14 protein-coding genes are annotated in these 18268 nt (G+C 61.8%); 6 read left to right on the top strand and 8 right to left on the bottom strand.

Annotated features, from left to right (window positions below; translation table 11 throughout):
• The first annotated feature begins 819 nt into the window (after window positions 1-819).
• A complete protein-coding gene (locus tag ACYJP6_RS17530) occupies window positions 820-3726 on the top strand; it encodes a PAS domain-containing protein (RefSeq protein WP_459476334.1) in 2907 nt (968 codons plus the stop codon).
• Between the two features lie 22 nt (window positions 3727-3748).
• Here ACYJP6_RS17530 and ACYJP6_RS17525 read toward each other — a convergent pair whose 3' ends face one another.
• The 4 genes from ACYJP6_RS17525 to ACYJP6_RS17510 form a co-directional block, all read right to left on the bottom strand.
• The gene (locus ACYJP6_RS17525) at window positions 3749-4147 is read right to left on the bottom strand and encodes a response regulator (RefSeq protein ID WP_459476332.1); all 399 of its coding nucleotides are present in this window, start codon (window positions 4145-4147) and stop codon (window positions 3749-3751) included.
• Between the two features lie 148 nt (window positions 4148-4295).
• On the bottom strand, window positions 4296-4673 hold the full coding sequence (locus ACYJP6_RS17520) for a response regulator (RefSeq protein WP_459476331.1): 378 nt from the start codon (window positions 4671-4673) through the stop codon (window positions 4296-4298).
• 84 nt (window positions 4674-4757) lie between these two features.
• Window positions 4758-6893, bottom strand: coding sequence for a hybrid sensor histidine kinase/response regulator (locus tag ACYJP6_RS17515; RefSeq protein ID WP_459476329.1), 2136 nt, complete (start codon window positions 6891-6893; stop codon window positions 4758-4760).
• A gap of 2022 nt (window positions 6894-8915) precedes the next feature.
• Window positions 8916-9164, bottom strand: a complete 249-nt coding sequence (locus tag ACYJP6_RS17510; protein ID WP_459476327.1) for a hypothetical protein — start codon at window positions 9162-9164, stop codon at window positions 8916-8918.
• A gap of 151 nt (window positions 9165-9315) precedes the next feature.
• On the opposite strand from ACYJP6_RS17510, the gene ACYJP6_RS17505 reads away from it, so the two are divergent.
• Window positions 9316-9570, top strand: a complete 255-nt coding sequence (locus tag ACYJP6_RS17505; protein WP_459476325.1) for a hypothetical protein — start codon at window positions 9316-9318, stop codon at window positions 9568-9570.
• A 96-nt stretch (window positions 9571-9666) separates the two neighbouring features.
• Here ACYJP6_RS17505 and ACYJP6_RS17500 read toward each other — a convergent pair whose 3' ends face one another.
• The 4 genes from ACYJP6_RS17500 to ACYJP6_RS17485 form a co-directional block, all read right to left on the bottom strand.
• A complete protein-coding gene (locus tag ACYJP6_RS17500; RefSeq protein WP_459476323.1) occupies window positions 9667-9981 on the bottom strand; it encodes a hypothetical protein in 315 nt (104 codons plus the stop codon).
• Window positions 9982-10660: 679 nt separating this feature from the next.
• Window positions 10661-11845: an MFS transporter gene (locus tag ACYJP6_RS17495; protein ID WP_459476321.1), complete on the bottom strand. Its 1185-nt coding sequence runs from the start codon at window positions 11843-11845 to the stop codon at window positions 10661-10663.
• Window positions 11846-11900: 55 nt separating this feature from the next.
• Window positions 11901-12314, bottom strand: a complete 414-nt coding sequence (locus ACYJP6_RS17490) for a hypothetical protein (protein ID WP_459476319.1) — start codon at window positions 12312-12314, stop codon at window positions 11901-11903.
• Between the two features lie 214 nt (window positions 12315-12528).
• A complete protein-coding gene (locus ACYJP6_RS17485) occupies window positions 12529-13452 on the bottom strand; it encodes a LysR family transcriptional regulator (protein WP_459476318.1) in 924 nt (307 codons plus the stop codon).
• 212 nt (window positions 13453-13664) lie between these two features.
• On the opposite strand from ACYJP6_RS17485, the gene ACYJP6_RS17480 reads away from it, so the two are divergent.
• The 4 genes from ACYJP6_RS17480 to ACYJP6_RS17465 are packed head-to-tail and all read left to right on the top strand — an operon-like array spanning window position 13665 to window position 18203.
• Window positions 13665-14480, top strand: a complete 816-nt coding sequence (locus ACYJP6_RS17480) for an amidohydrolase family protein (RefSeq protein WP_459476316.1) — start codon at window positions 13665-13667, stop codon at window positions 14478-14480.
• Between the two features lie 47 nt (window positions 14481-14527).
• Window positions 14528-15850 carry an MFS transporter gene (locus ACYJP6_RS17475; RefSeq protein WP_459476314.1) on the top strand — a complete coding sequence of 441 codons (1323 nt, stop codon included), beginning with the start codon at window positions 14528-14530 and terminating at the stop codon, window positions 15848-15850.
• Complete coding sequence (locus ACYJP6_RS17470) at window positions 15844-16815, top strand: amidohydrolase family protein (RefSeq protein WP_459476312.1); 972 nt, start codon at window positions 15844-15846, stop codon at window positions 16813-16815. Before ACYJP6_RS17475 ends, ACYJP6_RS17470 begins: the two co-directional genes overlap by 7 nt.
• A gap of 20 nt (window positions 16816-16835) precedes the next feature.
• Window positions 16836-18203, top strand: a complete 1368-nt coding sequence (locus tag ACYJP6_RS17465) for an MmgE/PrpD family protein (RefSeq protein ID WP_459476310.1) — start codon at window positions 16836-16838, stop codon at window positions 18201-18203.
• Window positions 18204-18268: the final 65 nt, after the last annotated feature.

The following is an 18268-nucleotide window of genomic DNA, read 5'->3' as shown; positions in this document are numbered from 1 at the left end:
ACAAAATCCCATGACCAGCCCCACCGGCGGACGTAGCTGGAGTCGCCAGGGAAGGCAGCCTTGGATGGTCAAGGCCCAGCTGCTTCTTGAGGGAAACGGTCGCAAGGATCACCGGCAGACGCAGTAGCCTCTCGCGTGGTAGCAGTACCAGAGCGGGCTCGGCCCCTGGGCAGCACCGGGACGATGACTGGGGGAGGAGGGCAGGCGGCAGCCTGGTGTTGCGAGCCTCCAGGTAGAGGTGCTGGACTTACGTCCTCGCCGAACGCCCAAATGCCCACGGGCAGGCGGCCCTCGATGAAGTCCGCCAGGGCAGTCTGGTTGCCGTCGCACACTGCTACCCACAATGGGTCCGCGTGTCTTGAACCAGACCCGGACCAGCGCGGCAACCACGGCGGTCCGCTGTCAAGGCAGCCATTTCAGTGCCGCTGGTACCGGTTAGTTGATGCCCAAGCCGTCATGACCGATGGGAGAGCCCAGCGCCGCTCCTATGGCCTTTGCCGGTTCTGTAGCCGCCAGGGCCTGCAGTACCTGCGTAGCAATTTCTATTCGTCGATGGCAAGGCGCCTTTCCGGTCGCTCTTGAAAGGAGGGAAAGCCCTTCAGGGCCGGAAATGCCTGTTCCGACAGGCTGTGATTCGCTGCCTTTAAATCATCGGATCGCCAGCCGAACGTCCAGGCCAGGAGCGGCCAGTGGATGAGCAGGTGGCGCGGGCCTTCTCCTTTCGTATGACAGAAATGCCATCTGTCGTCTGATTCAGGTGGCGAACAGGCTCCTACCTGATAATCCGCGCCACGCCCTTTCCCTCCCTGTGCCTCCTTCATGATTATCCGAACCGACACCTCCGCGAAAACCATTATCGCGCTTACCGAAGAGAATGAGCGCCTGCGCCGCGAGCTGGAATCCGTCGAGCGCTACAAGGCGGATTCGGCCTTTCTGCGCAGCATCCTGGCCGCGTCCGCGGACTGCATCAAGGTCCTCGATCTCGAGGGTCGGCTGGCCTACATGAACGAGGGTGGCCAGGCGGTGATGGAGGTCAGCGACTTCAATGAGATCAAGGGATGCCCCTGGCCCAATTTCTGGGAGGGCGAAGGGCATGAGGAGGCGAAGAGGGCGCTGCGGGCAGCCCGTGATGGGCGGATGGGGCGCTTTCAGGGCGAGGCCAAGACCTTCAAGGGCAACACGAAATGGTGGGATGTGCAGGTCACGCCCATCCTTGATGAGGTCGGTCAGCCTCGGCGGCTACTGTCCGTATCGCGCGATATCACCCAGGCCAAGCTGAACGAGCTGGCGGTGGCTGAGCAGGAGGCGAACTACCGGAAGCTGTACAACGCTATCGCCATAGGTTTCTGCATTGTAGAAGTCCGCTGTGACGACCAGGGCGCACCGGCGGACTATCGCTTTCTCCAGGTCAACAAGGCATTCGGCGAGATCACCGGCCTGACCGATATCACCGGGCACTGGATGGGTGACCTCGCGCCCGATCAGGAGTCTCCCTGGACCGAGCGGTACGCCGAGATGTTGGCCACCGGCAAGGCCGTGCATTTCGAGCACCGGGCCAGGTCGCTCAACGACCGGCACTACGACGTTTATGCCTATCCGCTGGGGCCCCAGGCACCCAACCAGGTTGCCGTGCTGTTTTCCGATATCACCGCACGGAAGAACCGAGACGCGCAGCGCGCCGCGCTGATCGAGCTGAGTGCCCGGCAGCACGACTTCGAGCGCGCTGCCGACATCGCCTACCTCGCCGCGGAGATTACCGGGCGAACCTTGGGGGCGAGCCGCGTCGGCTACGGGGTCATCCAGCCAGGTGGAGAGACGCTGGTCATTGAGCGTGACTGGACCACCCCAGGTTTCCCCTCCGGTACCGGTCTACATTGGCTGAGCAGCTACGGCAACGCCCTAACCGGTTTGCGCGATGGCAAGACCATTGTGGTCAACGATATCGCCCATGATCCTCAAAGCCAGAAGGGTGCCTCGACCTTTGCCGCATTCGCCACCCACGCGTTGGTCAATGTTCCCCTTTTTGAAGATGGCCAGTTGGAGGCGGTGTTTTTCGTCAACAGTGATCGGCCGCGGCTCTGGTCGGCGGAGGAGCTGGACTTCATCGCGGACGTGGCTGCACTGACGCAGGCGGCTACCGGCAGGCGTCGGGCCAAGCGGAAGCTTCAGCAGTTCGCGGCTGCCCTTGAAGTGCAGGTGGCTGACCGAACCCGCGATCGTGATCGACTCTGGCGGCTCTCTGGCGATCTCATGCTGGTAGCCGACGCTGAAGGGCGCATCATCAGGTCGAATCCGGCCTGGTGCGAGATCCTAGGCTGGTTGCCAGAGGAGCTCATAGACGTGAGCTTTTTCGACCTTATTCATCCTGACGACATCGCTCATACAGAGCAGGGTGCAATAGATGTAATTGAGCACGGTATGAGATTCACTGGGTTCGAGAATCGCTATCGCCGCAAGGGCGGTGACTACCGGTGGATCTCCTGGACCGCACAGGCCGGGGAGGGCGTCATTATTGCGGTGGGACGCGATATCACCGAAGACAAGGAGCAGGCGCTCGCCTTGGCCGCTGCTGAGGACGCCTTGCGGCAGAGCCAGAAGATGGAAGCAGTGGGCCAGCTCACCGGCGGTCTGGCGCACGATTTCAACAATTTGCTGGCGGCTATTACCGGAGCCATGGAATTGCTCAGATTGCGGCTCAGCCAGGGCCGGTTGAAGGATCTGGACCGCTACATCGGCGCGGCACTGGGTGCCTCCAGCAAGGCGGCTGCCTTGACGCACCGTCTGTTAGCGTTCTCGCGCCGGCAGACCCTGGAGCCGCGTTCGACCGACGTCAATGCGCTGGTGGCGGATATGACCGACCTTATCAGTCGCACGGTGGGTCCACAGATCGACATCGTGGTCATCGCCGAGCCAGGGCTCTGGCATGCGCGTATCGATCCACCGCAGCTGGAGAACGCGCTGCTCAATCTGTGCATCAACGCGCGGGACGCCATGCCGGGTGGCGGACGCATCACCATCCAGACCAGCAATCACCACTTTGAAGATCCCGCTGCGGAGAATCTGGACCTCGCGCCGGGTGACTACCTGTCGCTCTGCGTGATGGACACCGGGACCGGTATCCCGCCCGAGCATCTGGCCCGAATCTTCGACCCCTTCTTCACGACGAAGCCGATCGGAGAGGGTACCGGCCTGGGCCTGTCGATGATCTATGGTTTCGCCAAGCAATCGGGCGGGTTGATCAGGGTCGAGTCCACCCTCGGCGAAGGGACCACCCTGTGCTTGTACGTGCCGCGGTGCAACGAACACGAATCGGCGCCAGGCGAGTGCCGCGGGGAAGCAGGGCAGCCGGAGACGAAAGGCCACGGGGAGGTGGTGCTGGTCGTGGAAGACGAGCCCGTGCTGAGGATGCTTGTGACAGATATGTTGGAGGATCTGGGCTATACCACCCTGGAGGCATCCGAGAGCTCGGGCGGGCTGGAGATCCTGGCCGCGGATGTGCGTGTCGATCTGCTGATCACGGATGTCGGCTTGCCGGGTCTTATGAACGGGCGACAACTGGCCGATGCGGGTAGAGAGATTCGTCCGGGGCTGAAGGTGCTTTTCATCACGGGCTACGCCGACAACGCCTTCCAGGATGAGGGGCTCGGGACGGACCGGGAAGTGCTGGCAAAGCCTTTCTCGGTTGACGCCTTTGCTGCGCGAGTCGATAAGCTCCTGGGCAACTGACGCCTACCTTGGCCTCAGCTGCTCAACGCAGCACCCGAACTATCGCGGATTCCAAAGCCTCTGGCAGCCAGGGCTTCTGGAGGTAGACCACATTGGCTGGGAGATCGGCCTGGATTTCATAGCCGTAACCCGTGGTGATGATGATCGGCAGGGTTGGCCAACGGCTGATCAGCAGATTGGCCAGCTCGCCGCCGGTCAGCTGCCCAGGTACCAGGTGGTCGGTGATCAGCAGATCCGGTGGTCCGGAGCCGAGCAGGGCAACCAAGGCGTCGTCCGCATTGGGAAAAGCCCTGCAGTCTGCGCCGCGGTCCTGGAGCACGTCTTCCAGGATCTGGCACAGCAAAGGGTCGTCTTCTACCACGGCCACGCGGAAGGAACTCAGATTGAGCAATTGGGGGATGCCCTCGGATGGAGGCAGCAAGGGTAGCAGGCTTGGCCTGCGACAATGGATGTTTCGGTGGACGAGCAGGTCTGGGCGCAGGTTAAACGCTAAGGATGGTCACCCAACAGACTGGTAAGGCACGACGCGACGCGAGGCGTCGCGTGCCAGGAGTGCGGCGACGAGACACCTAACGACGCATCGGCAGCTGAGCCCTTACCGCCTCTTCCACTTGCTGGAAGGACCAGGGTTTGGCCAGGAAACGCGTGTTGGCGGGCAGTTGATGGGTCTGGGCGCCGGAGAAACCGGAGGTCAGCAACACCGGAAGCGCAGGCCATCGAAGCGCGACGATGTTGGCCAGCTGATGGCCATTGATCGTCCCCGGCATAAGGATGTCAGAGACGATCAGTGACACTTCGGTGGCATGAGCTTCGAGGTACGCGAGACCCGAATCGGCCCGGTCATAGTCGGTGACCACCGCACCCATATCGGTGAGGACTTCGCATATGAGTTCGCGTACCAGAGGCTCGTCCTCAACGACAAGGATGTGCGGGGGCGTACAGGTCATGGGCGTCCATGTCGAAAGAGCAGTTTGACATCATACGTCTTGGAACCAAACGTTTGGCTTAAGTTGTCGTTGAAAGACGAATGGTTAGGCATCGATCACTTGCCGCACCTTGACCGCCAGGTCACGCAGGGTGAATGGCTTGGGCAGAAGGAAGACCCCGCGTTCCAGGGTGCCATTGTGAAGGATGGAGTTTCGGGTATAGCCGGTGGTGTACAGAATCTTCATCAGCGGCTGATGTAGAACGATGTGGTCGGCCAGCTGGCGACCGGTCATGCCGGGCATGACGATATCGGTGAGCACCAGGGCGGCTTCGGGGTGGAGCGCCAGCAGACTCAGCGCCGTCTCTCCGCTATCAGCATCGAGCGCTCGATAGCCAAGCTCGATCAGGGATTCGACGGTGAGCAGCCGGACGCGGGGATCGTCCTCGACGACGATGATCAGCTCGTTCTCCTGGGCCCGAGGTATTGCATCGAGAGGTACCTGGAGGCGCTCGACGGGCTTGGCTTCACCCAGATAGCGCGGGAGGTAGATCTTGACCGCGGTACCATGGCCGACCTCGCTGTAGATCTTGAGATGGCCATGCGACTGGGCAACGAAACCGTAGACCTGGGACAGGCCTAGGCCGGTACCGCGGCCAACGGGCTTGGTGGTGAAGTAGGGCTCGAACACACGTTCAAGGGTCCGGGCATCCATGCCGGTGCCGGTATCACTCACCGCGACCATGACGTATTCACCGGCCTGCACGCCTTCTTCGCTGGCATAGTGGTCATCCAGATAGACATTGCCGGTTTCAACGGTGATGGCACCGCCATCCTCCATGGCGTCCCGGGCGTTGACGCAAAGATTGACCACCGCCTGTTCCAGACTGTTGATGTCCACCTGCGTCAGCCACAGCCCGCCGTGGCGGACGATCTCCAACTGATAGCTGCCGCCCAGGGTGCGTTGCAGCAGACCGGAGAGACCGCTGACCAAACGATTGAGATCGACGACTTCCGGTACGAGCGGCTGCTGGCGGGAAAAGGCGAGTAACCGGTGGGTGAGCTCCGCCGCGCGAACGGTACCTTCGAGGGCCAGGTCGGCATAGCGCTGAACGTTTTGATCGCCGCGCTGCTGCTTAACCATCAGCATGTTCAGGCCGCCCATGATGACCGTTAGCATATTGTTGAAGTCGTGGGCGATACCGCCAGTGAGCTGGCCCACCGCTTCCATCTTCTGCAGCTGGCGAACCTTGTCTTCAGCCGCGCTTCGCTCTTGACGCTCGTTACTCAGATCCTGGTGGGATTGGGCTAGCGCTGCGTCCTGGCTGGCTGAAAGGGTGCGGAGGTCGGCAGCGTCCTGCTCCAGGGTGCTGGATCGTATCTGCATGGCATCCACATCGGTACAGGTGGAAAACCAGCGGATGACCTCGCCTTCGGCATTGCGAATAGGTGAGGCTCGGCAGAGGCACCAATGGTCGGTACCGCTCCGGCTGCGCATCTTGAAGGTGGCTTCCCATTCGCCTTGAGTGGCGAGGGCATGGGCGCGCTCGGCAGTGATTTGCTCACGAGTGTTCTCGTCGATGAGGCTGTGCCAGCCGTCGTTGCTGAGCTGAGCGGCGGACAGGCCGGAGAAGGCCTCCCAGCGAGGGTTGAAGTAAAGGTCGTTGCCGTTGAGATCCGATATCCAGACGAGCTGAGGGATATTTTCCGCCAACTGCTGAAACTGCTGCGCGAGCTGTTCGGTATGGCGCTGCTGTCGAGCTTCCGCTTCTACCCGCTCCGTCAGGTCGCGGATGATCTTGATCACGCCCGAGAATTGGCCGTCGTCCCAGATCGGCATCATGACGCCACTGGCCCAGAACTTTTGACCGTCGGCACGCAGATGCCAGCGATCGTCATCGGCGCGCCCTTGGCTGATGGCCTGGCCCATCTCCCGCTCAGGCACGCCCATCTCTCGATCTTCGACGGTGAAGATACGGTGCAAGGACTGGCCAAGCATTTCCTCGCGAGTCCAGCCAAGTATCTGATGGGCGCCTTCGCTCCATTCGGTAACCTTGCCCGTCGAATCTCCTACCACGATGGCGTAATCGAGAGCGCTGTCGAACACCAACTGGTTGTAACTCTGCTTGCGATCCAGCTGCCGGCGCAGATGGGCGACCTCTTGGCGAAGGGCGCCGATGCTGTCCAGGTCGTGTTCTGAAGCCAAAGGAAAAGTCTCGCGCAATAAGGGTTTGTCAGGCAATCAAGGTTACGAGGGTGCAGGCAGGCGGGATAGCGGCGCAGGTCTTGAAACAGAGCTATTCGGGTGCCATTCGTCGCTTCGCTATCAGTGCAGCGCAAGGTGACGAATGACTATTGGAAGACGGCCCATTTGAGGAACCGGGGTGGCTGAAAGCGCGAACAGCGCTATTGGCTGGCGGTGGCCACTGCTCCTGGCCAGAAGCCAGGGAAAAGGATCGGAGCGTCAGCCTGTCACCCATGATTTCACTGCATTATCTCGGGATGCCATGAGCGACCCCTGGCGCCGTCATCTCGTCGCCGATCTTGATGACATGATCTTCGGCGAGCCTCTACAAGACTCGGCGGCCAAGACCCCTCTCTGTCTAGTAGTTGCTATCACCCGATAGCCAGGTGCTCTTCACGAGCCGCCGAATCAGGACAGGGCGTCATCGAGCCGCGGTACCCTCGAGTTCCATTATCAGCGAAGTCCACATCGCGCATTGACCAAACCCGACAATAAGTCCCTTGAAAGACAGCTGGTGCGAGGGGAAGCTGACAGCCAGGCGCTCATAGGTTTCTGGGGCGGCTGTCGCGCTGCGGAAAGACAGAAAAAAAGTTCTTGCGCCAGGTTGTTCCAACAAAATATCGGTATTCGGGCTTAGAAAGGTATGGTCGAATATCAGGTCAGCATGACCGATGTATATTTTCGAAGGCATGGTACGAGTACCTAGGGTAAGGACTAATTACCAGGGGCCCTGTGTCTGGTACGACATAGCCAAGAGAGTAGGGTGAGCAGCCGTAGGGTCCAACGAGAGACCGCTCCAGGGAGGAGTATAGACGTAGGTCCTGAAAAGGCGAATCAGACGCGGATTTTCTACTGAAACGGCGGGGGCGCGCTTCTCGTCTGACTGCTTCCCTAATTGCCCATATACCTGGTTGATTGCAAGAATTAATTCCTGAATCAAAGAGCGAGTCAATCTCCGACCTCTGGTCGGAAACCTGTGCTTTCAGTTGGAGGTGTACTAACCACGATGGGAGAGTAAGGTCCATGGATTAGGCAAATCCGCCTTATCGGAGAGCTCTATGTGTAAGGGCGCTTCGTCCGTAAGCTGTATCCTGTTCTCTCTCGTGGTTGGTACCTTTGCCCTGATTGGAATTGCTGTCGTGATCTTTGATTGGTGGTGATCTTCCGTGTGGAGGCATGGTTGGCTTGAGTTTGCATTGAGCCTTGTGGGGTCGTGTCACCGATTAGCTCAGCCATTCATTCTCTCTTTTTTCTAAGCTCATTCATTGTCTGTAGGATGGCGTCTTGCAGATGGCGCGTTTTCTTTATGTGATTGCGGATGGTGGTCTCGGTGTTGTTTGGGTTGGTGGATCTGTCAATCTAATTGATGATCCATCGGTCCGCCCTTTCATCAGACTACGGATGGAGCGGGGCTAGGAGAGGTAGTCGAAAATTTCGTGTCTATCGCTACCTCTAATATCTGTCTGGATCTCGATACCTATCAAGATTTAGCGCGCCTGATAGTTTTACGGTCTCTTGCAGGCCAAGATCAGACGCTCACCGAATGGAGACTCCTCGGAATGCTGACTGGGTCTGGCGAAGAGCCCGGTCGAGCTGAAAGCAGTACGCTAGAGGGGAAATACGGACTTGGAAGACAGCTGAATCATCACTATTGTCGATTTACTCGGCGTCGATTCCATCCCTCGGAGGCCGATCAGGACCCAGGAGTCTTTTGAGCTCCAGGCGGGTGAGGGCTCGAAGTTCGAGCGGTGTGACATGGGACAGTCTTTCGGATATCCAGCTACACCAAGGGGTAGCCAATGTTCGAGACTCAAGTATGTGTACAGCCAGGACCCGTGCTCGTTTTCTGTAGCCTACTAGCTCGAGCTGTAACTGTTGATGTTGGCGCAGCGTTTTTTCGACGTCTTTCATTCAGACCCTGGGTTGGTTGTCTGATTGATTAGACAGGTTGTACGGAGTTTTGCTGTGGCAGTTCGTCGGCAGGATTGAAGGGCATGCTGGAGCGCCATACCTACGGCATTAGGGCGGCTGCCTTGGCTCATGAGGTTGATTTTCATCCAGATCGAGGAAATAGAGAAAAGCGTTTTGTACCGTCGCTTGGTTTCGTCGCTGCTGAATGACACATAAACCGAGCATTTCCTTCAGCGCGTGCGAGCGTTCTTGTCCACGGCACTCTTCAATTTGGCGTAGGAGACAGTCAATGTCGTCTTGCGCTTTTGCATGGCGCTCCATGAGGTACAGGCCATGCCGACGATTTTCTGCATTCATTCTGTACCTCCCTAGCAGAAGTTTGTAGTCCAGACAATAAAAGCCGCCCAGTCGTCGCCTCGACGTGCATGCCTCGCTTTAGCGTTGTATAGCCTAGCAGTGAGACAGCCAGCGCTGAACTTTTCGCCATCCGACTGTAAGGAAGCTAACCATGAAGGGTCTGGGTAAGGTATTGGCTTCGCTCGATCCGCCGGTAAAGCACCTTGCCGAGTGGCGAAGCGAAGGTTTGATGCTGACGCTGATAGATCCTGGAGTACCGGCAAAGGTGACGCGCTTGATTTCCAAGGCAATGCTAAGCCATGCGGGAAGTTTGAACCTGATCATCCTTCACGCCGTTAACGAGTTGCGGTTGAGGGGATCTCACGTCCCGCTGGATTCGGACATGATCCTGCTACCCTTGTCATAACTGTGCAGGCATAGTCGGGGCATTAATGCTGTTGTACCGGAGGGGGGTGAGGATTAACCCCTATACCTTGGAATCGTCAGTGGATACTTAGGGTTCTTATCTCTTATGGTCATTAGGATCAAGATTCTTGAAAAAGAGACTGGGGTCTGATGCAGCTTTGAAAAAGCTGTTGCCGGTAAGAGTACCCGCGAGCCTGGCCAGACCCTGTCGGTAGATCATATCGATCACGAGCAACAATCCGTCGGTCTGTCCGGTGGACGATACCTCCAAGTCTCGAATCGCGGCGATATAGGCGCCTGCCCGATGGAAGTGTATCTCCAGTGCCTGCAAGTCTTGTGCATTCTCTAAGTCGGCAATATAGCGCGCTAGAGCAGCTGAAAGTTGCGCTCTTTGATGACTGGAGAGCGGCATGGCACTTTCCCAGGCGATATGGACTTCAACTAATATAGCCCGCTGTTTGGCCGCTGCGCTACTTGGAAGCTTTGCTCTTCGACGTGCAACCTTATCGACCTCTCGAGCTCGATTGGGCAGAGTTGTAAGGTGCTTAGCGCTGGGGCGCTGATCAGTGTAAGGGGGAGCAGGCCCTGTGTTCTTCACCTTGGTAACGGCCTTGATTACGGGATACCGCTCGAAAGCAGCCAACAGGGGCGCCTTCTCGCAGGGGCGCCTTCTCGCGACCGATCTCGGCGGCCCCCTCTTCGGAAAGACGGGATCGGCCCAATTCCCACATAGCCTCCAAAGGCGGAGCCAGATGCCGGTGGTTGTGGATGTCGACTAACCCGGTGCCCGATGCGGCGACGATGAGTGCGAAGCCAGCTTTCTGATACGGCAAGGGAAGCTGAACCGCCCTTGTCAGAATGGCCTGCTCGATCAATCGCGCGAGCCGGCTGGTCGTGTCTCGAATGCCGCGGTAAAGAAGGTAGGCCTGGCGGCACACTTTCCAACAACGCCTATTCCTTGAGGCGCGTCGGGTCCTCATCGGCGAGAGTATGGACTCCAGGCAAAGCGCCCCCGGTCCCAGGGTGTTTCACCACATGCGACAGGAAACGCCAGCCTGGTGGGCCAGCAGCACGTTGGTCGAATCTCTCCATCATTCTTTCGCCGAATTGAAGTGACTTTCCACCGCGCGGAAGGTGAGCAGCAGCAGGCCGGCGATGCCGAGGGTGATAGGGGCGCCTACCGCGCTGGCGAGCAGGCCGGCGAGCAGGCCGCCCACGGCCTCGAAGCCGAAGCGCATGGCGATGTACAGGGCGATCACGCGGCCCCGCAGCGCCGTTGGCGCATCGCTTTGCAGCAGCATGTTGGTGCTGACGTTATTGGCCGTGATGCCGAAGCCCAGCAGAGCCAACAACACGAGGGCGAAGGGGAGCGGCAGCTTGAACGCCAGCAGGCACAGGGCCAGGGCGCAGCACAGCTCGGCGATGAAGATCACTCGCCGCAGCCGGTGCAAGGCACCGATCAGGGCGAGCATGATCGTCGCGACGAAGGCCCCGGCGCCTGCCGCGCCCCATAGCCAACCCAGCATTCTGGCGTCGCCGAGGTAGAGCGTCTTGGCCAGCACCGGGAGCAGGACGCTGTAGTTGGAGGCCAGTAGGTTGACCGCTATAACCCCCAGCATCAGCCGCCGGACCGAGAGGGTGCGGAACACGTAGCTCAGGCCTTCGCGAAACATCTCGCTGGTCGAACCACTGGCTCTGTCGGTCGCGCTGCCCTGCACCTTGGCCAGGCCCAGCAACAGGGTTGCGAAGGCAATCGCGGTGATCAGGAAGCAGATCGCCTCGCTGCTGGCAGCGATCAACGCACCAGCCAACGGCGGGCCGATGAAGCGGGCGGCATTGATCAGCATGGCATTGAGCGCCAGGGCGTTGGGCAGATCCTGGGCATCGGCCACGAAACTGCCGATCAGCGCCTGGCGAAGTGGAGTCTCTAGGGCATTCAGCAAGCCCAGGGCCAAGGCCATGGCGATCAGGATCGGCGCGTCGATCCAGCCCTGCCAGCTCAGCAGCGCGAGCAACAGGGACTGGATTGCCAACATCGACTGCGCGGCGATCAGGCAGCGGCGCTTGTCACGGCGGTCGATCCAGGCGCCAGCGATCGGCCCCACAAGTAATTGGGGGGCGAGCGTCAGGAAGGTGATCACGCCCAGCAAGGTAGCGGAGGCGGTGACGTGATAGGCCATCCAGGAGAGGGCGACCTGCTGGATCCACTTGCCCAGAGTCGATACGCCCTGGCACGCGAAATAGATCTGGAAGTCGCGATGGGCGAGGGCTCGCACTGCGGCAGGCCAACGTGAAGCGGATGGAGGTTTCGCCAAGGCCGTTCTCTCGAGGTTAGTTCGGCAGCACGCAGCCTCGATGCACGAGGGCTGTACGGGCCAATTGCGCAGCTTTGTCGCGGTTGGCAAGCGGGTCCTTTCGCTCGAACTCGACCGTTACGCGGAGGTTCAAGGAAGCTGGAGGAGCCACTGGCCCGTCACGCTGGCGCCCTTCGTCAGCGATCACCGCTATTCCAAAGTCGATGACCGTGGCAGGAAGCATGCCCGGTACTAGTAGCTCGTCGTCCGGGCGATGCTGTGCAGTGGGTACCGCGCCAGCCGGCACGCCCGCGAGCGTTAGAAAGTCGCGGCGACTGCCGCTGACGGTCCCTGGCTGCAGGGTGTCGCTCAGGTTGGCCAGCGATACCTTGGCTAGCCGATCCGCGCTGCCGTTGGGACCTGTATCTGAGGCTCTGAAGCCGATAGTCATTGGCATTCTCTTGGAGTTATTGGGTGCCACTGATCGTGATGTCGCATCGTTATTTAGAATTGCATTTCGTTTTGGTGTTTACAATGACGAATCTCACCGGAGGCGAACCCGTTCCAAAGTGCGGCCGCTGAGGGGCTCAGTAGCTGGCTTGGCGCACAAACCGCATGGCCCACCGCCGCTTCCAGGGTTCGACGGCAACCCTTTCACTACCCACTCAGTGTCCCGCGGTCACGGCTTGCAACAGCGGCAACTCGCCTGGACGCGCATAGCGCTGCTTGAGATGCTCGATGAAGTCCTGCTGCATCCGGGATCGCGGTGCATCGCGGTGTCTCAGGATGAGCGTCCGCACCGCGATGCTGGGCGTGAGCGGTCGTGCCACCAGGCCGGGCAGCCTCATGACCGAAAGCAGAAAGGGCTCGACCAAGGCAATGCCGGCGCCGAATCGGGCCAGCATCATGCCGGTCAACGCCAGGCTCACCTGGGCGCGGATATCCGGCACGACGCCGGCCTCGCTCAAGGCCTGATCGACATAGGAGCGCATCGGCGACTGGTTGAGATAGGTGATGATCGGGTAGGGCGCCAGGTCCTGGATGTGGATGCTGGTCTGCTGGGCGAGGGGATGGTCGTCCGGTAACACGCAGGCGATGCTGGAGCTGAACAGCAGCTCGGTCTCGACCTCTGCATGGACGATAGGGCCGTAGGCGATACCCAGTTCCACTTCCCGGTTGGCCACCTGCTGCAGCACTTCCGGCGAGGAGCCCGAATACAGCGCGATACGGATGGCCGGTCGCTGGACCATGAAGGACGCCACCGCTTCGGCTAGGACGCCATTGGTGACCGGAAAGCAGCCGGCCAGGGTGAGGGTCCCCTGGATGCCGCCGCTGAGGTCGCGTACCAGCCTGTCCACCGCCGACAGCCGGTCGAACACCGCCGACACATCGGGAAAGATCGCCAGGGCTTCCGGGGTCGGGGTGAGCCCGGCGCCAGAACGGACGAACAGGGCCATGCCCAGTTGGCTCTCACAGTGCTTGAGCACTGCACTGACAGCCGGTTGGCTGACGTTGAGCAGGCGCGCGGCACCCGTGACCGAGCCGGTCCGCATGATGGCGTGGAAGACCTCCAGATGTCTGAGATTCATGGTCGGGTCATAATCCTGAGTTATGGAGGTCGATCATATTCTGATTGGCCGTTTATAGGAGGAGCGGCGAAGAATGGCGTAACACGAGGACGCCGCCCATGCCCTTAGATCTCCTTCGCCCATCCCGACCCGATGTCGAGACTGCCCACTGCCCTGGACCAGCCGCGCACGAGCCGCTCGCCTGGCTGCCTGCCGATGCCTGGGACTGCCACGTGCATGTCTTCGACGCCCGCTATCCCTTCTGCCCGACGCGGCGCTTCACCCCTGGCGAGGCGCCGCTGGCGGCGCTGAGGGCGATGCGCCAACGACTGGGATTGGGCCGCTCGGTGATCGTCCAGCCCAGTGTGTACGGCACGGACAACCAGCTGCTGGTGGATACGCTGGAACGGGAGCAGGGCCGTTGCCGCGGCGTGGCGGTGATCGATCCGGAATTGCGCGAGGGTGAGCTGCTGAGGCTCCACGAGGCCGGGGTACGCGGGGTCCGACTCAATCTGCAGACCCAGGGGCAGGACGATCCCGTCCAGGCTCGGGAGCAGCTGCAACGCCTGGCCGAGCGCATTTGCGGCCTCGGCTGGCATGTCCAGGTCTATAGCCAGCTGCCGTTGTTCGCGGCCCTGCAAGACACCCTGGCGAATCTGCCATGCCGGGTGGTGCTCGACCACTTCGCCGGGGTCCGGGCGGAACAGGGTGGCGCCCAGCCGGGCTTCGCCGCGCTGCTGGCCCTGCTGCAGGACGGCAATGTCTATTTGAAGCTGTCAGCGCCTTCACGGGTGTCTCGGCTGCCTGGCCAGGAGGACCTGCGGCCCCTGGTGGCGGCAGTGGTCGCGGCCAATCCCAGGCGTCTGCTCTGGGGCTCGGACTGGCCGCACACCGGCGGCCTGCCTGGCGAGAAGCGCGAGCCGACCCAGATCGAAGCGTTTCGACCGGTGGACGATGGCGACAACCTCCAGCGCCTGGCGCATTGGCTGGCCGATCCGGGGCTGCTGCGGGCGATCTGGCAGACCAATCCGGACGCCCTCTACGGCTAACCGTCATCCCCCATTCAACGCCACACAACAACAATGAAGGTGTAACCATGGACACGCGCGACCCCGCTTCCCTCGAAGGCCAGACCATGCGGCAGATCACCTGGCGACTGCTGCCCTTCCTGATGCTGTGCTATCTGGTCTCCTACATCGACCGGATCAACGTCGGTTTCGCCGCGCTGCAGATGCGCGGCGACATTGACCTGACCGCCCACCATTTCGGTATTGGCGCGAGTCTGTTCCTCATCACCTACTGCCTGTTCGCCGTACCCGCGAATGCCGCTCTGCAACGCATCGGTGCACGCCGCTGGATCGCCACCATGATGGTGGTCTGGGGCACGGTCTCCATGGGCATGGCGCTGATCCAGGGACCGCTGTCCTTCTATGCCTTCCGCCTGGCGCTGGGCGCCGCCGAAGCCGGCTTCCTGCCCGGGGTGATCTTCTACATTTCCCAGTGGTTTCCCAAGCATTACCGGGCACGGATCTCGGCGCTCTTCCTGGTCGCCATCCCGGCCTCGAGCTTCATCGGCGCACCGCTGTCGGGCGCTTTGATGGAGCTGCACGGCTGGCACGGCCTGAGTGGCTGGCAATGGTTGTTCATCCTCGAAGGGCTGCCTGCGGTGCTGCTGGCTTTCGGCTGCCTGAAAATGCTGCCCGACCGGCCGCAGGACGCCGGCTGGCTGCTTCCCGTACGGCGCGATTGGCTGAACGAGCGGTTGGCCCTCGAGGCTCGGGAGACGACGCCGGTCGGTCGCCTCAGCATCGGACAGACCCTGCGCAACGGCTACGTGCTGGTCCTCTGCCTGATTTACTCGGGGGTGATCTCGGTAGGCATCAGCCTGTCCCTGTGGCAGCCACAGATCATCAGCGCCTTCGGTCTCACACCGCTGCAGAACGGTCTACTCAGCTCCGTGCCGTTCGGCGTCGCGACCCTGGCCATGGTGCTCTGGGGGCGTAGTTCCGACCGGCGCGACGAGCGCACCTGGCATACCGCGCTGCCGCTGGCCTTGTCTGGGTTGGCCTTGGCGGCGACACCCTTCTTCCACTCGCTGAGCGCCACCATCGTGATCCTCAGCCTGGCCTTGATCGGTACCTACGCCGCCAAAGGCCCCTTCTGGGCGATGGTCACGCAATGGTTGCCGGCCCAGACGGCCGCGACCGGCATCGCGGTGGTCAGCGCGGTGGGCAGTCTGTCGGCGTCCCTCACCACCTATCTGCTCGGGGCCATCCAGAGCGCGACCGGGAGCTTCACCCTGGCACTGACGCCACTGGTGGCACTGGCTGCCCTGGGCACTCTGGCGCTGCTGCTGGTTGGCCTGCGTGACCGAGGCCGGCGGACCGGCAAGGTAGCGGTGGAGGGTTCGCAATGCTGAAGCGGCGCGAAGTGATGAGTTTCATCGGACTCGGGGCCGGTATCTCCGTATTACCGCGCCTCGGCTGGAGCCGGGTCGCGACGACCCCTTACGCCACACCGGCTGTGGCCATACCGGCCAAGGCCTGCGACTGTCATGTGCACGTCTTCGATCCCCAGCGTTTTCCCTATGCGGAAGAGCGCGTCTATACCCCGGACGAGGCCCCGCTCCCCGCCCTGCGCGAACACCTGCAGCGCTTGCACTTCGAGCGGGTGATACTGGTCCAGCCCAGTCCCTACGGCAGCGACAACAGCTGCATGCTGGACGCCTTGCGCCAGCTCGGTCCGGAGCGGGCCCGGGGGGTGGCGGTGGTAGCCGAAGCACCGGAGCCCCGGGTCCTGCAGGCCCTGCACGCCGACGGTGTCCGTGGCTTGCGGCTGAACCTCGAGACCTTCGGCAAACAGCCCGATCCGACGCGGGTCGCGGCGGCTATGCAGGCCTTGGCGCGCGCCATTGCCGATCTGGGTTGGCATCTCCAGCTCTACACCAACCTCGCCACCGTGGCGGCCCTGGCGCCCACGCTGCAGCGCCTGCCGGTACCCGTGGTGCTGGATCACTTCGGCCACCTGGATTCGGCTGCCGGACAGCAGCAGCCAGGCTATGCCGCACTGCTGGAGCTGCTCGCCAGCGGGCGGCTCTACGTCAAGTTGTCGGCGCTATACCGGGTCTCGACCCAATCCGGCTATGCGGACGTCGCGCCCTTCGTCACCCGCCTGGCCAAGACGCGGCCCGACCGGTTGCTCTGGGCCAGTGACTGGCCCCACACCATGCCGGCACCCGGTACTCGCCGTAGTCGAGATGGGATCGAACATTTCCGCGAGGAAGACGACGGCTTCGCGCTGGATCAGGTGCTGCGGTGGGTGGGCGATCCACAGCTCCAGCGCCAGGTGCTGGTGGACAACCCCGATCAACTCTACTGGGCGTGACGGCCCTACAGGATAGCCCCATGACCTTGACCCTCGCGCTTGCCCGGCGGATCTGCGATCTGACCTGGGACGACCTCTCGGCGACCGCCCTCGCCAATGCCAAGATCGCCATCCTCGATACCCTGGGCTGCGCACTGGCGGGCGCCCATGAACCCGTGGTGGAAACCCTGCTGCGCACGCCTGGCCTTGCCACGCCGGGCGCGGCAGGCCTGTTCGGCCGGCGCGAGCGACTCGAGCCGCTGTGCGCCGCATTGATCAATGGTGCGGCCGCACATGCCCTGGACTTCGACGACGTCAACATCGCCATGGGCGGGCATCCGTCCGCGCCGCTGTTGCCGGCCTTGCTGGCCTTGAGCCAGACCCACGATTGCAGTGGCGCGGAATTGCTGCTGGCGTTCATCGCCGGTTTCGAGACCGAGACGCGCCTGGCCCGCAGCGTCAACTTCCATCACTACGACAAGGGTTGGCATCCCACCGCGACCCTCGGCGTCTTCGGCGCAGCCGCGGCCTGCGCCAAGCTGCTCGGCCTGGACGAGCAGCGCACGGCCATGGCCTTGGCCCTGTGCGTATCCCTGGCCTCGGGGGTCAAGGCCAACTTCGGCACCATGACCAAACCCTTCCATGTCGGTCACAGCGCGCGCCACGGCTTGCTGGCCGCCTTGCTGGCCGAGCGTGGTTTCACCGCCAGTAGCGACGCCCTGGAGCATCCCCAGGGCTTCTACGAGGTCTTCAACGGTCGCGGGCACTATGACGCCACTCGCGCCCTGGCCGACTGGGGGGCGCCCTTGGACATCGAGTACCCCGGTATCGGTATCAAGCTCTATCCCTGTTGCGACAGCACCCATGCGAGCCTGGATGCACTTTTCAGTCTCCAGCGCGAGGCGGGCTTCACCGCCGCCGATGTCGAGACCGTCCGGGTACGCATCCATCCGCTGCGCCTGACCCATGTGAACCGGCCCGAGTTGCGCAATGCCCTGGATGCCAAGTTCAGCGTCCAGTACTGCCTGGCTCGTGCCCTGCTGGATGGGCGCATCGTACTCGACAGCTTCACGCCCGAGGCCTACGAGGATCCCGCTGCCCAGGCACTCATGACCCGGATCGACGCCGCCCCCCATCCCGACCCAACCCAGGCCGTGGCCGGCCACTACCTGACCCGGCTGGAAGTGGACCTGCGCGATGGCCGGCAGCTGACGCTGCAGCTGGACCATCCCCATGGCCGTACCGCGGAGCAGCCAGCGCCCTTCGAATTGATCGCGACCAAGTACCAGAATTGCGCCAGCCAGGCACTCCCGGCAGAGGCCGTACGGACATTGCAGGAGCGGATAGTGAGTCTGGAAGAGGCAGGCTCGGTACGCGAATTGGCAGAGTTCTGGGCGCAGAAGGGCTGAGGACGACCGCTTGGGTGGTAGTGCGACGAACTACGGCCTTCCGCCAGCAGGCAGCGGCTCGGTCA

It is taken from the genome of Pseudomonas sp. No.117, from assembly GCF_054558395.1.
The sequence above is the reverse complement of the archived record's forward strand: the minus strand, read 5'-3'. Positions and strand labels throughout refer to the sequence as shown.

What these genes read in the sequence shown, in the direction of transcription:
- ACYJP6_RS17530 (WP_459476334.1), top strand. Translation starts at nt 820, where the DNA reads ATGATTATCCGAACCGACACCTCCGCGAAAACCATTATCGCGCTTACC.
- ACYJP6_RS17520 (WP_459476331.1), bottom strand. Translation starts at nt 4,673, where the DNA reads ATGACCTGTACGCCCCCGCACATCCTTGTCGTTGAGGACGAGCCTCTG.
- ACYJP6_RS17510 (WP_459476327.1), bottom strand. Translation starts at nt 9,164, where the DNA reads ATGAATGCAGAAAATCGTCGGCATGGCCTGTACCTCATGGAGCGCCAT.
- ACYJP6_RS17505 (WP_459476325.1), top strand. Translation starts at nt 9,316, where the DNA reads ATGAAGGGTCTGGGTAAGGTATTGGCTTCGCTCGATCCGCCGGTAAAG.
- ACYJP6_RS17500 (WP_459476323.1), bottom strand. Translation starts at nt 9,981, where the DNA reads ATGCCGCTCTCCAGTCATCAAAGAGCGCAACTTTCAGCTGCTCTAGCG.
- ACYJP6_RS17490 (WP_459476319.1), bottom strand. Translation starts at nt 12,314, where the DNA reads ATGACTATCGGCTTCAGAGCCTCAGATACAGGTCCCAACGGCAGCGCG.
- ACYJP6_RS17485 (WP_459476318.1), bottom strand. Translation starts at nt 13,452, where the DNA reads ATGAATCTCAGACATCTGGAGGTCTTCCACGCCATCATGCGGACCGGC.
- ACYJP6_RS17475 (WP_459476314.1), top strand. Translation starts at nt 14,528, where the DNA reads ATGGACACGCGCGACCCCGCTTCCCTCGAAGGCCAGACCATGCGGCAG.
- ACYJP6_RS17470 (WP_459476312.1), top strand. Translation starts at nt 15,844, where the DNA reads ATGCTGAAGCGGCGCGAAGTGATGAGTTTCATCGGACTCGGGGCCGGT.
- ACYJP6_RS17465 (WP_459476310.1), top strand. Translation starts at nt 16,836, where the DNA reads ATGACCTTGACCCTCGCGCTTGCCCGGCGGATCTGCGATCTGACCTGG.